The organism is Luteimonas sp. FCS-9, from assembly GCF_001014645.1.
Classification (GTDB): Bacteria; Pseudomonadota; Gammaproteobacteria; order Xanthomonadales; family Xanthomonadaceae; genus Luteimonas.
On record NZ_LASZ01000007.1, the window covers coordinates 162302 to 175611 of the forward strand.

General features: G+C 73.1%; 9 protein-coding genes. 3 read left to right on the forward strand and 6 right to left on the reverse strand.

Going from position 1 to position 13310, the window contains the following annotated elements:
• Window positions 1–7 precede the first annotated feature (7 nt).
• From WQ56_RS08570 to WQ56_RS08595, 6 genes are all read right to left on the reverse strand, one after another.
• Entirely contained in the window at window positions 8–961 is a 954-nt protein-coding gene (locus tag WQ56_RS08570) for a PfkB family carbohydrate kinase (protein WP_047136667.1), read from the reverse strand.
• A complete protein-coding gene (locus WQ56_RS08575; RefSeq protein WP_197076460.1) occupies window positions 954–2225 on the reverse strand; it encodes a serine hydrolase domain-containing protein in 1272 nt (423 codons plus the stop codon). The genes WQ56_RS08570 and WQ56_RS08575 overlap by 8 nt, the downstream gene beginning before the upstream one ends.
• Before the next feature lie 38 nt (window positions 2226–2263).
• Entirely contained in the window at window positions 2264–4486 is a 2223-nt protein-coding gene (locus tag WQ56_RS08580; protein ID WP_047136668.1) for a TonB-dependent receptor, read from the reverse strand.
• Window positions 4487–4725: 239 nt separating this feature from the next.
• On the reverse strand, window positions 4726–5628 hold the full coding sequence (locus WQ56_RS08585; RefSeq protein ID WP_047136669.1) for a LysR family transcriptional regulator: 903 nt from the start codon (window positions 5626–5628) through the stop codon (window positions 4726–4728).
• Between the two features lie 104 nt (window positions 5629–5732).
• A complete protein-coding gene (locus WQ56_RS08590; protein ID WP_047136670.1) occupies window positions 5733–8141 on the reverse strand; it encodes a sodium:solute symporter in 2409 nt (802 codons plus the stop codon).
• Window positions 8128–9012 (reverse strand): CoA ester lyase, encoded by an 885-nt coding sequence (locus WQ56_RS08595; RefSeq protein WP_047136671.1) that lies wholly within the window; start codon window positions 9010–9012, stop codon window positions 8128–8130. The genes WQ56_RS08590 and WQ56_RS08595 overlap by 14 nt, the downstream gene beginning before the upstream one ends.
• 171 nt (window positions 9013–9183) lie before the next feature.
• Here WQ56_RS08595 and WQ56_RS08600 point away from each other — a divergent pair, with 171 nt between their 5' ends.
• The 3 genes from WQ56_RS08600 to queF all read left to right on the forward strand — a co-directional run bounded on the left by WQ56_RS08600 (window position 9184) and on the right by queF (window position 13296).
• Window positions 9184–10494 (forward strand): amidohydrolase, encoded by a 1311-nt coding sequence (locus WQ56_RS08600; RefSeq protein ID WP_047136672.1) that lies wholly within the window; start codon window positions 9184–9186, stop codon window positions 10492–10494.
• Between the two features lie 191 nt (window positions 10495–10685).
• Complete coding sequence (locus WQ56_RS08605) at window positions 10686–11999, forward strand: amidohydrolase (protein ID WP_047136673.1); 1314 nt, start codon at window positions 10686–10688, stop codon at window positions 11997–11999.
• Window positions 12000–12465: 466 nt separating this feature from the next.
• Window positions 12466–13296: an NADPH-dependent 7-cyano-7-deazaguanine reductase QueF gene (gene queF / locus WQ56_RS08610; RefSeq protein ID WP_047136674.1), complete on the forward strand. Its 831-nt coding sequence runs from the start codon at window positions 12466–12468 to the stop codon at window positions 13294–13296.
• Window positions 13297–13310 lie beyond the last annotated feature (14 nt).

Genomic DNA, 13310 nt, shown 5'->3' on the forward strand with positions numbered 1-13310 from the left:
AGGGGGATCATGGCGCCAGGCCGCAGCGCGCGGCCAACGCCGCATGGCCGAAGCTGTCGGCATCGCCGGCCAGCAGCGCCTGGACCTGCGCGCGATCGGGCACGCTCGACTGCGCGCCGAGCGCGCCGCAGGCCAGCGCCGAGGCGGCGGCCGCGTCGCGCAGCGCGGCCGGCAGCGCATCGCCGCGGGCGAGAGCGGCGACGAGCGCACCGCAGAAGGTGTCGCCGGCGCCGGTGGTGTCCACCGCGTCGACCGGGAACGCCGGCTGCAGGTGCAAGGTGTCGCCCTCGCGCGCCAGGCAACCGGCCGCGCCCAGCGTGACCACCGCGCACGGCACCGGCAGGCGCGCGAGCGCATCGGCAAGGTCGCCGTCGCCGCCGGCCAGTGTCGCCAGCTCGCCCTCGTTGACGACCAGCACGTCGACCAGACGCAGCAGCGCGTCGGGCAGCGCCTGCGCCGGCGCGGCATTGAGCACGACGCGCACGCCGGCCGCCTGCGCGCGCGCGGCGTACGCCGCCACACTCTCGAGCGGCGTCTCGAGCTGCAGCAGCAGATAGCCGACCCCATCGAGCGCGGGCAGATCGTCCGGTGCGAGCGCGGCGTTCGCACCCGGCGCAACGGTGATCGCGTTCTCGGCGCCGTCGGCCAGGCAGATGAAGGCCACGCCGGTCGGCAGCGCCGCCTGCCGGCGGATCGCCAGCGACACGCCGGCTGCGCGCAACGAATCCTCCAGCGGCCGCGCGTGCGCGTCGTCGCCCAGCGCCAGCAGCATCCGGGTGTCGGCGCCGCCCGCGCGTGCGGCCGCGACCGCCTGGTTGGCGCCCTTGCCGCCGGGGAAGGTGCGGAAGTCGCGGCCGAGCACGGTCTCGCCGGGTGCGGGGATGTGCGCGGCGCGCACGACGAAATCGAGGTTCGCCGAACCGGCGACGAGGACCGCGGCGGAGGTCGGCGGCTCAGTCATGCGCAAGGCCCTGCTGGACGAGGTTGTAGAACGGCGTGGCCAGCCGCGGCAGGTCGCCTTCGACCTCGCGCGGCAGGTGCTGGGCGAGCAGGATCGCGATCGCGTGCTGCGCCGGGTCGATGACGAAATGCGTCGAGGCCGCGCCCGACCAGCCGACCTGGCCCGGTGCGCCGAGGCGCCCGCGCGCGGCCGGGTCGAGCTGCACCGCCAGGCCCAGGCCGAAGCCCTCGGCCGGGCTGAACTGCGTGTGCGGCTGCGCCAGGTGGCCGAGCTGGTTGCGCAGCATCGCCGCGACCGTCTCCTCGCGCAGGTAGCGGCGGCCGTCGAGCGCGCCGCCGCCGAGCAGCATGCGGCACAGCCGCAGGTAGTCGGCCGCGGTTGAGTACAGGCCGCCGGCGCCGCTGGTGTAGGGGTTGAGCGGCGCGCCCGGCGTCGTCGCGCTCGGCCCGTCGGCCAGGCGCAGGCGGCCGTCGTCGCCCATCGTGGTGATGTCGACCACGCGTCCGCGCGCGGCCGCCGGCACCGCGAAGCCGGTGTCGGGCATGCCCAGCGGCGCGAACAGCCGCGTGCGCAGGAACGCGTCCAGCGATTGCCCCGATGCCACTTCGACCAGGCGCGACAGCACCTCGGTCGCGGCGCCGTCGTAGGCGAACGTCGTGCCCGGATCGTGCTGCAGCGGCAGCGCCGCGAGTCGTCGCACGTAGCCGGCGAGATCGGGCGCGCCGTGCAGATCGGCGGCCTCGCGCAGCCGCAGCGCCGGGCCGTCGCCGATCGCGAGCCCCGAGGTGTGGGTCAGCAGGTGGCGGACGGTCAGCGCACGCGCCGGCGCACGGCGCGTGCCGTCGGCGTCGAGCACGCGCAGGCCGGCGAACTCGGGCAGGTGCCGGGCGATGTCGTCGTCCAGGCCGATCCGCCCGTCGTCGCACAGCATCAGCACCGCGACCGAGACCACCGGCTTGGTCATCGAGTAGACGCGGAAGATCGCGTCGGCGCGCATCGGCGCGCGCCCGGCCAGATCCCGCGTGCCGGCGACGTGCGTGTGCGGCGGCCGGCCGTCCTGCCACACCGTCGCCACGACGCCGACATAGCCCGCATCGGCGACCGCGTCGTCGAGGAAGCGGTCGAGCGGCTGCCAGCGCACGTCCGCCGCCCCCGCCTGCGCGTCATCCCCGCCGGCCCACGCCGGCACCAGCGCCGCCAGCAGCGCGAGCGCGGCCGCCCAGGCGATGCCGCGCCGCGCACGCGCTCTTCCGTCTTCCTGCACCCGCATCTCCGGCATGACCCGCCCGCACCCGCCGCGGATCAGAACGCGATCGTGTGGGTCAGCGAGATCATGCGCCCGCGACCGGCCCAGTAGTTCTGCCAGCCCGGCACCTGCGACCAGCTGAGGATGTACTGCTTGTCGAACAGGTTCTCGATGCCGAGCGTCATCTTGCCGTAGCGCCCGGTGTCGACGTTCACGCCCAGGTCGACCAGCGTGTAGCCCTTGGTGTCCTCCTCGTAGCTGAAGGTCTCGCCGTCGTAGGCGCGCACGTCGCTGCCCGACAGGTGGCGGTCGAACAGCTTGGTCGCGCCGAGCGTGAGGTCGGCGTCGGGCGCGAAGTTCCACGTCACCGAGACCGCGAGCTTGTCGGGGTTGGCGTCGAGCACGCCCAGCGGCTTGTTCAGCCCGCCCGCGCCATAGCGGCCGTCCGGCGCCTCGGCCCAGAACGCGGTCTTGCCGCGGATGCGCGAGTAGATGCCCGAGACCTTCCACTGCGGGTTGAAGCGGTACTCGCCGTTGGCCTCGATGCCGCGGATGCGCACCGGCGCGCGCATCATCGCGAAGTCGTTGGTGACCGGGTCGATCGCCAGCGACGAGCCGAACGGCGACTTGGAATCGTAGTACGACGCGCCGAACGCGGCCGCGTCGCCGCGCCAGTTGAAGCCCACTTCCTTGTTGGTGACGATGATCGGGTCGAGATCGGCGATGCGGTCGACCGACTGCCCCGGTACGTTGATGTTGCGCAGCGGGATGCCGATGTTGGCCAGGCCGAAGCCCTCGCCGTAGGACGCGAACGCCGACCACGCATCGCTGATGCGCCAGATCGCGCCGAGGTTCTTCATCGTCTCGGTGTACTCCAGCCCGCCGCCCTGCACGAACACGCTGTTGCGGTAGGCGGTCGTGGTGTAGCTGTCGACGTGCAGCTCGCCGTCCTCGCGGCGCAGGCCGCCGCTGAGCGTCACCGGCCCCACGTCCCAGGTCAGCTGCGCGTATGGCGCGACGCTGCTGTACTCCATCGGCGGCACCCACACGCGGTTGGTCAGCGCCAGCCGCTGCGCGGCCTCGTCCTCGACCACGTCGACGCCGGTGCGCAGCTGCAGCCCGGCGACGCCGAACAGCTCGCCGCGGGTCCAGCCGGTGCGCAGGCCGCGCTTCTTGGACACGATCTCCGACTGGTCGAAGATGCGCTGGCTTTCGTCGAAGCTGTCGTCGACCTTGACCAGCTGGCGGTCGTCGCCGTCCTCGGGCAGGTAGCGCATCGCCTGGTCGGCCCAGTAGACGTCGGCGGTGAACGTGCCGCCGAACAGGTCGCCGTGGCTGTAGTTGAGCGCGGCCTGCTGGAAGTCGTTGAACTCGACCAGCGACCCGGCGATCTGGCCGCGCTCGGAGGTGTTGGTACTCGGCACCGGGCAGTCGACCGGGTCGTAGCGGCAGCCCTCGACCTGCCGGTAGTTGCCCTTGCCCTCGATGCGGAAGTCGCTCAGGCTCAGCTGCAGCCGCTGCACGCCGCCCTCGCCGAAGTTCATGCCGAGCTTGGCGTAGACGTTGCGCGATTCCGAATCGGCCAGCGAGCCGCTGGTGTTCATGCCGATGCGGCGGCCGTTGCCGTCGTAGGAGATGCCGCGATCGATGTACGACGCGCTGAGCAGCGCATCGTAGTCGTCGCTCTTGTAGGCGTGGTTGACGCCGAGCTTCCAGCCGCCGCTGTCGCTGCCCGACTGGGTCGAGTAGCGCGAGGTCACCGTGGTCTCGTGGCCGTCGACCGTCGGCACCTTGGAGATGTAGTTGATGATGCCGCCGGCCGCGCCGATGCCTTCCGACGCCGACGGCCCGTTGATGACCTCGATGCGCCCGACCAGGCCCATGTCGGTGAACGTGCCGTTGCGGTTGCCCTCGCGCAGCGGCGAGCCCTGCGGGATGCCGTCGAACAGCCGCAGCGCGATGCGCCCGCGCAGCGTCTCGCCCGAGTTGCTCATCGCCTGCGAGGACTCGGCGTAGCCGGGCACCGTGCGCGCGAGCACCGCGGTCGCGTCCTCGGTCAGCGCCAGTGTGTGCGCGACCTGCTCCTGCGACACCAGGCTGATCGCGCCGGGGATCTTGTCGATCGACGTGGCCACGCGCGTGCCGGTCACGACCATGCGGTCCAGATTCACGGCATCGCGGTCGCGCGGGCGCTCGTCGGCGTCGTCGGCCTGCTGCGCCCAGGCGGCGGCGGGCAGCAGCAGGAGGCAGGCGATCGCGGCGGAAAGCGGCTTGATCATGGTCGGGTCTCTGGAAAGGGGTGACGTGGCGGGCGTGGCGTGCCGGCGGCCGGTGGACGCGGCGCGCCCGGTGCGCGCGTGCGTGACCTGGGCGGTGCCCGGCACCGCGCGGCGCGTCGTTGCGTGGCGAGGAGACTAGGCGGGGGCCCGACGCCGATGAATCGCCTGCGCCTATGTTCAAACCGAAGTTTTTATTGCTTACGAGGCAAGCAAATCTTTGTTGCGTCGCAACATTCCGGTCATTCCGACGTCGCGCCCTCGTCGGCCACCGGCGCGCGCGTCTGCAGCCGGCACTGCTCGCGCAGCGCGGCGACTAGCCGGCTGCGCACGCTGGCCTTCGACCACACGATGCCGATGCGCCGCGGCTCGGCCGGCTCGGGCAGCGGCAGCCGCGCCAGCCGCAGCCCGGCCGGCCACGGCTGCTGCCAGTCGGGCACCAGCGACACGCCCAGGCCGCGGTCGACCATGACCGCGATCGCGTTGAGCGCATTGAGCTCGAAGCGCTCGCGCGGCACGATCCCGACCCGGCGCAGGTAGTCGTCGGCCTGGCGGCCGCCCCACTGGTGGCGGTCATAGCGGATCAGCGGCTCGCCGGCGAGCAGCGCGTGCGGATCGCGGTGCGCCAGGTGCTGCGGCGCGAGCACGATCAGCGGCTCCTCGCGCAGCACCTCCCAGTCGCAGGTCTTGGGCAGCGCGAACGGCGCCTGCAGCACGATCGCCGCGTCCAGGTCGCCGTGCTCGACATCGGCGTAGAGCTCGGCCGAATAGCCCGGCTTGATGAAGACGTTGATCTGCGGCAGCACGTTGACCATGCGCGCCAGCACGTCGGGCAGCATGCCGGCCAGCGCTGTCGGACATGCGCCCAGCCGCAGCTCGCCCGACAGCGCGCGGTCGTTGGCCACGCTGCGCAGGTCGGCCACGTCGCGCAGCAGGTCGCGGGCGCGCTGCAGGATCCGCGCGCCCGGCTCGGTCACGCAGACCGTGCGCCCGGCCCGCGCGATCAGCGGCGCGCCGAGCTCGCGCTCGAGCGTGCGGATCTGCTGGGCGACCGCCGCCGGGGTGATGTTGAGGAAGCGCGCCGCGGCGGCCATCGAGCCGCGGTCGACGACGTGGACGAAGGTGTGGAGGAACTGGGTGTCCAAGGGGGCGGGTCCTGTGGCCGCCGGCGGCGACGCGCCAGCCTACCCGCGCCGCGGGCGCCTGCGCCCCTGCCGAATGGCCTGGGCGCCGGGCGCGGCCGGCCGGCTCACGCGTCGGCCTTGCGGGTGTGGATGGTCAGCCCCTCGAGCGAGCGCGAGGTCGGCGCGAAGAACAGGCTGGCCACGTACCCGATCACGATGCACAGCATGATCGAGATGCCGAGGTAGAAGTACGGGTGCACCAGGTCGAACGACCAGGCCACCAGGGTCAGCGCGATGCTGGCGCCGATGCCGATCGCGACCCCCGGCGAGTTCGCCCGCCGGGTGAACATCCCCAGCGTGTAGGCGCCGGCGAAACCGCCGCCGAGCAGCCCGGCCAGCTCGATCGACACGTCGAACAGCGAATGGATGTCGTAGCGCGAAAGCACCAGTGCCAGGCCGATCCCGACCAGGCCCACGACCACGGTCATCCACTCGGCGAAGCGCACGCTGCCCTTCTCGGTCGGCGCCTTCGCCAGCCGCGAGTAGAAGTCCACCGACAGCAGCGTCGCCACGCTGTTGATGATGCTCGACAGCGTCGACATCGCCGCGGCGAAGATGCCGGCGATGATCAGCCCGGTCACCCCGACCGGCAGTTCGGCGGCAATGAACAGCGGGAACGTGGCGTCGATCGGCAGCAGCGGATCGAGCCGCTCGGGGTTCTGCCGGTAGTACATCCACAGCGCCGTGCCGATGCCGTAGAACACGAAGCCACCCGGGATCATGATCGCCGCGAACACCCAGATCGAACGCCCGGCCTCCTTGTCGGACTTCGTCGCCAGCGTGCGCTGCATCAGCACCTGGTCCTTGGGGAACGTCAGCACCACGTCGAACACGACCAGGAAGATGAAGCCCCAGACCGTCGCCTTGGTCAGGTCGAAGCTGAAGTCCAGCAGCCTGGTCTTGTCCTCGATCGCGACCGCCTCGCGCACCGCGTCCAGGTCGCTGCCCAGCGAGATCAGGATGAAGACGATCGCGAACACCGCGCCGCCCATCTTCACGAACACCTGCACGAAATCCGTCCACACCACCGCGCGCATGCCGCCCATCGCGGTGTAGAGGATCGTGAACACCCCCATGATCAGGATGCTCCACACCACCGGGATGCCGGTGATCGTCGCGATCGCCAGCGCCGGCAGGAACAGGATCACGCTCAGCCGGCTGCCGACCTGCATCGCGATCGCCAGCGCGCTGGCCAGCATCCGGATCGCCGGATGGAACCGCGTCTCCAGGTACGAGAACACCGACATCAGGTCGAGCCGGCGCAGCAGCGGCACGATCCACACCGCCACGAACATCAGCCCCAGCACCGCGACCAGGTTGTTGGTCAGGTACTGCCAGTTGGTCTCGTAGGCCTTGGCCGGGATCGCGATGAAGCTGATCGAGCTGGTGTTGGTCGCGTACAGGCTCACGCCCGCCACCCAGAACGGGATGCTGCGCCCGCCCATGAAGAAGTCCGACTCCGACGCGGTCTGGTCCTTGAGATAGAAGTACCCGCCGATGCCGAGCATCGCCGCCAGGTAGACCACGATCACCACCCAGTCCAGCCAGTGCAGCAGGTGCTTGCCCGAACGCAGCTGCGCCGAGCGCAGGCCGCCGTCGGCACCGGCCCACAGCAGGCCGCTGCGCCAGCCGGTCGCCAGTCGCGCCTCGCCGTCGAGCGTCGCCGGCAGCCCGGCCCAGGACCCGGTGATGGTGTGGAACAGCCGCAGTTCGGGCTGCGCGGCGGGCGCCGGGCGCAGCAGGTACAGCACGTGCGCCTGGCCGATCGCCCGCGCCGAGGCCTCGAGCACCGCGCCGGGCAGCGCGCCACGGTCGTGCCAGCCCTCGGCCGGCGTCCACTGGCGCATGCGCCCGTCGACCGAGGTCAGGTACAGCGCGAACTTCTGCGCGGCCAGCGTCGACGGGGCGCTGCCGTGCGGCCACGGCGCCTGCGCGGTCCAGCCCGCGCCCGGCGTCGTGCGCGCCAGCGCGTAGAACCGCGGTTGCCCGTCGTCGCCCAGGCCCGCGGCGTAGAGCGTGCCGCCGAGCACCGCCAGCCGCGCGTGCGCGAGCGGTTCTGGCAGCGGCGGCAGCGGCTGCGCGACTAGGCGGTCGGCGACCTGCGACAGCGTCGCCGCCTCGCGCGCCGCGTCGCCCTCGCCCAGCAGCAGGTGGACGCCGGCGCCCTCGGCCGCGGACGCGCGCACGCGCAGCGCCGACACCCCGGCCGGCAGCGCCATCGCCTGCCAGCGGCCGTCCGCCCCCTCCCCGTCGAACCGCCAGCCGCGGTCGCCGGCGATCACCAGCGGCCGCTCACCCAGCGTCAGCAGCGCCTGCGCCCGCGCGCCATCCGGCAGGGCCGGCAGCGGCGCCGCGTCGACCGACGCCAGGCTCTCGGCCTGCACCGGCAGCGCGATGCAGGCCATCAGCAGCGCCAGCAGCGTCGCGACCAGGCCCATGCCGCGCGCGGCGGCGCCGCGGTCAGCGCGCCGCATCGCGTTCGGCCTGGGCCAGCACGCGCTCGGCGCGCCTGAGGTAGGGCGCGTCGATCATGCGCCCGTCGACCACGCACACGCCCAGCCCCTGTGCGCGCGCGGCCGCGGCCGCCTCGACGATCCGGCGCGCGTCCGCCTGCGCCTGCGCGTCCACCGAGAACACCGCGTGCGCCAGCGGCACCTGGCGCGGATGGATGCAGCTCTTGCCGACGAAGCCCAGCCGCTGCGCCAGCGTCGCCTCGTGCTCGAAGCCCGCGTCGTCGCCGAAGTCCGCGTACGCCCCGTCGCAGGCGAACACCCCCGCCTCACCCGCGGCCAGCGCCACTTGCAGCATCACCGCCTGCACGTGCGCGGCGACGTCGCGCCGGATCCCCGCCGGCTCGAACAGATCCCCCAGCCCCAGCTGCAGCCCGGCCACGCGCGGGTGCGCGCCGGCGATCGCCGCGGCATTGCGCAGCGCGCGCGGCGTCTCGATGTTGACCAGCAAGGCCGGCACGCGCCGCGGCGCATCGGACAGCGCGGCCTCGTGCGCCTCGATCCGCGCGACCGCCGCGCACAGCGCCTGCGCCGATTCGACCTTCGGCAGGTTGATCAGGTCGGGCGCGACCGGAAGCACCGCCGCGAGGTCCGCCTCGAAATCAGCGGTACCGGGCGCATTGACGCGCACGATCGCCAGCGGCCGACGACCCGGCTCGGTGCGATCGCGCAGCGCATGCCCGGCCAGGAACGCCACGACCGCGGCCCGGGCCTCGGCCTTGCGCGCCGGCGCGACCGCGTCCTCCAGGTCGAACGACACCGCATCGGCGGGACCGGACCAGGCCTTGTCGAACAGATCCGGACGCACGCCCGGCACGAACAGTTTGCTGCGCATCGGCCCTCCCGCAGATTGCGGGACGCAGTGTGCGCGATGCGGACATGCGCAAAAGTCGCGCCCACGATCTTCAGACGATAGTTTTCGTTCGGTCTCGCGCGCCGCGGCGTAGCGGGCAACGCGCCCGGAATTTCCCTAGCATCGATGGCCCCCCCGCTCCGGAAGCCCGCCATGCGTCGTCGTCTCGTCGCCACCCTGCTCGCCTGCGGCATCGCCGCCTCGCTGCCCGCCCTCGCGCAGGACGGCACCGACCCCGCGCAGGCCGCCGCCGCATTGCAGGGCCGGCTGGTCGAATGGCGCCGCGACCTCCACCAGCACCCCGAGCTCGGCAACCAGGAAACGCGCACCGCCCAGGTCGTCGCCGACCACCTGCGCCGCCTCGGCCTGGAACCGCGCACTGGCATCGGCCCGACCGGCGTGGTCGCCGTCCTGAAGGGCGCCCGGCCCGGCCCGCGCATCGCGCTGCGCGCCGACATGGACGCGCTGCCGGTGACCGAACAGACCGGCCTGCCGTTCGCCTCGACCGCGCGCGCCACCTACCGCGGCCAGGAGGTCAGCGTCATGCACGCCTGCGGCCACGACATGCACGTGGCGATCCTGATGGGCGTGGCGCAGGCGCTGGTCGACATGCGCGACCAGCTCGCCGGCGAGGTGGTGTTCGTGTTCCAGCCGGCCGAGGAAGGCCCGCCCGAGCCCGGCGAGACCTTCGGCGCCCAGCGCATGCTCGACGAGGGCGCGTTCTCCGGCGGCAAGCCCGACGCGATCCTCGGCCTGCACGTCTGGGCCGGCCTGCACACCGGCCAGATCGGCTTCCGCAGCGGCCCGTCGCTGGCCAGCGCCGACGAATGGGCGCTGACCATCACCGGCAAGCAGACCCACGGCTCGCGCCCCTGGGACGGCGTCGACCCGATCACCGTCGGCGCCCAGGTGCTGCTGGCCACGCAGAGCATGCTCGCCCGCCAGGTCAACACGGTGAACGCCCCGGTGGTGCTGACCGCCGGCCAGTTCCAGAGCGGCGTGCGCTTCAACATCATCCCCGACGACGCCCGCCTCGTCGGCACGCTGCGCACCTACGACGAGGCCGTGCGCGAGGACGTCATCGCCCGCTTCGACCGCATCGCCACCGACTACGCCCACGCCGCCGGCGCGACCGCCAAGCTCGACGTCGTCAACAACGCCCCGGCGACCGTCAACGATCCCGAGCTCGCGCGCCGCGTGCTGCCCGCGCTGCAGGCCGCCGTCGGCGAGGCCAACGTGGTCGAGATGCCGCTGGTCACCGTGGCCGAGGACTTCTCGCAGTTCGCCAACGTCGTGCCCGGTGCGTACTTCTTCGTCGGCACCACGCCGCAGGGCCAGGACCCCGCGACGATGCCGATCAACCACTCGCCGCACTACGCGCCCGACGAGGCCGCGCTGCAGGTCGGCGTGCGCGCACTGCTGCGCACGACGCTGGACCTGCTCGACGGCCCCGCCGGCGGCTGAGCGGCACGGCGGCCGGCGCGCGATCCGACCCGGCCTCGTCGTCCGCCACCGGTCGCCGGCTGCATCGTGGATGCCCGGCCCGGGGACCACACGCACGGACGCGCGCACGCAAGCACCGCGGCGGCACGCGACGGGCGCGGCGCGTGCCCGGATCGCCTAGGATCGGGGTTCCATCTCCCGGGGAACCTCCGATGACGCGTCTTGCCGCCGCGCTGCTGTGCGCCTGTACCGCCCTGCCCGTCGCCGCCCACGCGCAGGACGCGCAACGCCCCGAGGTCGCCCGGGCCGCGGCGACGCTCCAGGCCAGCGTCGTCGACTGGCGGCGCGACATCCACCGGCACCCCGAGCTCGGCAACCGCGAGACCCGCACCGCGGCCAAGGTCGCCGAGCACCTGCGCGGCCTCGGCCTCGAACCCACGACCGGCATCGCCCACACCGGCGTGACCGCCGTGCTCAAGGGCGGCCGCCCCGGCCCGCGCATCGCGCTGCGCGCCGACATGGACGCGCTGCCGGTGACCGAGCGAACCGGCCTGCCGTTCGCCTCCACCGCCACTGCCGAATACCGCGGCCAGACCACCGGCGTCATGCACGCCTGCGGCCACGACGCCCACACCGCGATCCTGATGGGCGTGGCCCAGGCGCTGGTGGCGATGCGCGACGAGCTGCCCGGCGAGGTGCTGTTCGTGTTCCAGCCGGCCGAGGAAGGCGCGCCGGAGGGCGAAGAAGGCGGCGCCTCGATGATGCTGGCCGAGGGCATCTTCCGCGACTTCCGCCCCGACGCGGTGTTCGGGCTGCACGTGTTCTCGACGCTGCAGGCCGGCCAGATCGGCGTGCGCGGCGGCCCGCTGATGGCCGCCTCCGACCGTTTTTCGATCGACGTGATCGGCCGCCAGACCCACGGCTCGCGGCCCTGGGGCGGCATCGACCCGATCGTCGCGGCCGCCGACCTCGTCGGCACCGCGCAGACCATCGTCAGCCGGCGCACCAACATCTCCACGCTGCCGGCGGTGGTCTCGTTCGGCGCGATCGACGGCGGCATCCGCTACAACATCATTCCCGACAAGGTCGAGCTGGTCGGCACCATCCGCACCTTCGACGAGGACGTGCGCAAGGCGATCTTCGCCGACCTGGAGAACGTCGCCACCCACGTCGCCGCCGCGCACGGCGCCACCGTCGAGACCCGCATCCCGGCCGAGGACGGCAACCCGGTCACCGCCAACGACCCCGCGCTCACCGCCCGCCTGCTGCCCAGCCTGCAGGCCGTGGCCGGCGCCGACAACGTCGTCGACCCGTCGCTGACGATGGGCGCCGAGGACTTCTCGTACTACGCCCGCGAAGTCCCCGGCCTGTTCTTCTTCGTCGGCGCCACGCCCAAGGGCCAGGACCCGATGCGCGCACCGAGCAACCACTCGCCCGAGTTCGACCTCGACGAATCCGCCCTCGACCTCGGCCTGCGCGCCTTGCTGCAGGTCAGCCTGGACTACCTCCACAGCGACGCCGGCTGACGCCGGACGAACACCTCCCCCGCACCGCGGGGGAGGGCGCCGAGCAACACCGCAGGCCCGGACCTCGTCCATTCACCTCCCCCGCCCGCGGGGGAGGTCGACGCGCGCAGCGCGTCGGGTGGGGGTACGGGCCCTCGCAGTGAACCGCCCGCGCGGACAGCCCGCCCCCACCCCAACCCTCCCCCGCGACGCGGGGGAGGGAGCCGAGCAACGCTGCAGGCCCGGATTACGTCCACTCACCTTCCCCGCATCGCGGGAGAGGGAGCCGAGCAACACTGCAGGCCCGGACTGCGACCACTCACCTCCCCCGCACCGCGGGGGAGGTCGACGCGCGCAGCGCGTCGGGTGGGGGCACGGGCCCTCGCAGTGAACCGCCCGCGCGGACAGCCCGCCCCCACCCCAACCCTCCCCCGCGACGCGGGGGAGGGAGCCGCAGCCCCCACACCAGACGGCGTAAAATCACCCCATGTCCGATGCCCCCGCCGCGGCCGCGCCGCCCATCCCGCTCGGCCGCGAGGTCGCCTATCCGCGCCACTACGATCCGGGCCTGCTGTTCCCGATCGCCCGCACGCTCGGCCGCCGCGAGATCGGCCTCGGCGACGCCCTCCCGTTCGCCGGCCACGACCGCTGGCACGCCTACGAACTGAGCTGGCTCGACGCCCGCGGCAAGCCGGTCGTCGCGACCGCGACCGTGTTCGTGCCGGCCGACTCGCCGCAACTGGTGGAATCCAAGTCGCTCAAGCTCTACCTCAACTCGCTCAACCACACCCGCTTCGACGCCCCCGAGGCCGTGCGCGCGCGCATCGCCGCCGACCTCTCGCAGGCCGCTGGCGCGCAGGTCACGGTCGCCTTCGGCCTGCCCCCGCTGGCCGACGAGGCCGCACAGGGCACCTCGATCGACGACCTGGACATCGACATCGCCCACTACGGCCCGCCCGACGCTGCGCTGCTGCACGCCGAGCCCGGCGACATCGTCGAAGAACGCCTGGTCTCCTCGCTGCTCAAGTCCAACTGCCCGGTCACCGGCCAGCCCGACTGGGCCAGCCTGCACATCGCCTACCGCGGCCCCCGCATCGCCCGCGACGCCCTGCTGCGCTACCTGGTCTCGTTCCGCGACCACGCCGAGTTCCACGAACAGTGCGTGGAGCGCATCTTCGTGGACCTGCTCGCCCGCTGCGCCCCGGTCGCGCTGTCGGTGGAGGCGCGCTACACCCGTCGCGGCGGCCTCGACATCAACCCCTGGCGCGCGACCCCCGGCGTCGCCCCGCCGGCCGTGCTGCGCGACGCCCGGCAGTAGCGTCCGCCGCGCCC

What these genes read in the sequence shown, in the direction of transcription:
- WQ56_RS08570 (WP_047136667.1), bottom strand. Translation starts at nt 961, where the DNA reads ATGACTGAGCCGCCGACCTCCGCCGCGGTCCTCGTCGCCGGTTCGGCG.
- WQ56_RS08580 (WP_047136668.1), bottom strand. Translation starts at nt 4,486, where the DNA reads ATGATCAAGCCGCTTTCCGCCGCGATCGCCTGCCTCCTGCTGCTGCCC.
- WQ56_RS08590 (WP_047136670.1), bottom strand. Translation starts at nt 8,141, where the DNA reads ATGCGGCGCGCTGACCGCGGCGCCGCCGCGCGCGGCATGGGCCTGGTC.
- WQ56_RS08595 (WP_047136671.1), bottom strand. Translation starts at nt 9,012, where the DNA reads ATGCGCAGCAAACTGTTCGTGCCGGGCGTGCGTCCGGATCTGTTCGAC.
- WQ56_RS08600 (WP_047136672.1), top strand. Translation starts at nt 9,184, where the DNA reads ATGCGTCGTCGTCTCGTCGCCACCCTGCTCGCCTGCGGCATCGCCGCC.
- WQ56_RS08605 (WP_047136673.1), top strand. Translation starts at nt 10,686, where the DNA reads ATGACGCGTCTTGCCGCCGCGCTGCTGTGCGCCTGTACCGCCCTGCCC.
- queF (WP_047136674.1), top strand. Translation starts at nt 12,466, where the DNA reads ATGTCCGATGCCCCCGCCGCGGCCGCGCCGCCCATCCCGCTCGGCCGC.